This window comes from Microbacterium sp. BF1 (assembly GCF_019279095.1).
In the GTDB taxonomy this organism is placed as follows: Bacteria; Actinomycetota; Actinomycetes; order Actinomycetales; family Microbacteriaceae; genus Microbacterium; species Microbacterium maritypicum.
Genome location: NZ_JAGYWT010000749.1, coordinates 1 through 799, shown reverse-complemented (window position 1 = coordinate 799; position 799 = coordinate 1). Strand labels below are relative to the sequence as shown.

Below are 799 nucleotides of genomic sequence, written 5' to 3'. Positions count from 1 at the left end.
CCCCGGTCCGCCCTGTCAGCACGTGCCGGGTGGTCAGCGCATCGCCGACGAACACCGCGTCGACGGCCGGCACGTGCACCGCGATGCTCCCCGGCGAGTGGCCGGGCATTCCGATGACGACCGGAGCACCGGGCAGATCGAGCACGTCGCCGTCGGCGACTTCCGTGACGACGGACACGTGCGGTGTGCGCAGGGCGTTCTTGCGCAGGCCGTAGGCGAAGAAGCCGAGCGTGGGCCCGATCTTCGCCGGTCCCATCGGGGTCTTGGGCTTCTCTCCGGTGCGGACTCGATGCGCGTCGGCCGTGTGGATGTACACCGGAACCTCCGCCTCGGTGCGCAGCCGCTCGGCGAAGCCGATGTGATCGCCGTCGCCGTGGGTCAGGACGAGGCCGCGGATGTCGGACAGCGGACGACCGATCAGCTCGAGCTCGCGCTGGAGGTCACGCCAATGCCCGGGAAGGCCCGCATCGATCAGGGTGATCCCCTCCGGCAGGTCGATGAGGTACGAGGCGACGATGTCGTTGCCCAGGCGGTGCAGGCGGGGTGCGAGCTTCATGACGGATCCTCTCGGGATGATTGCGATGGCTACGTTACGTAGCTATGATGGCTATTGTCAATAGCCATCCAGGAGGATCCGATGCCGACACCCGAACGCACGTCCACCGAGGAGATCGTCACGGCGGGGCGGGAGATCCTTGAGGTCGCCGGCCCCTCGGGCCTCACGATGCAGGCGGTCGCGGATCGGGTGGGCGTCCGCGCCCCCTCGCTCTACAAGCGGGTGCGGGATCGGGACGCCCTG

The 799-nt window shown here is 68.7% G+C and carries 2 protein-coding genes; one reads left to right on the top strand and one right to left on the bottom strand.

Features of this window, described 5'->3' with window-relative positions; all coding sequences use genetic code 11:
- On the bottom strand, positions 1-556 hold a 556-nt coding region (locus tag KZA10_RS16540), incomplete at its 3' end, for an MBL fold metallo-hydrolase (protein ID WP_218683440.1).
- Between the two features lie 81 nt (positions 557-637).
- Between KZA10_RS16540 and KZA10_RS16535 the strand changes: the two genes are divergently transcribed.
- Positions 638-799 (top strand): TetR/AcrR family transcriptional regulator (locus KZA10_RS16535; RefSeq protein ID WP_218683441.1); only part of this gene is annotated, 162 nt, incomplete at its 3' end.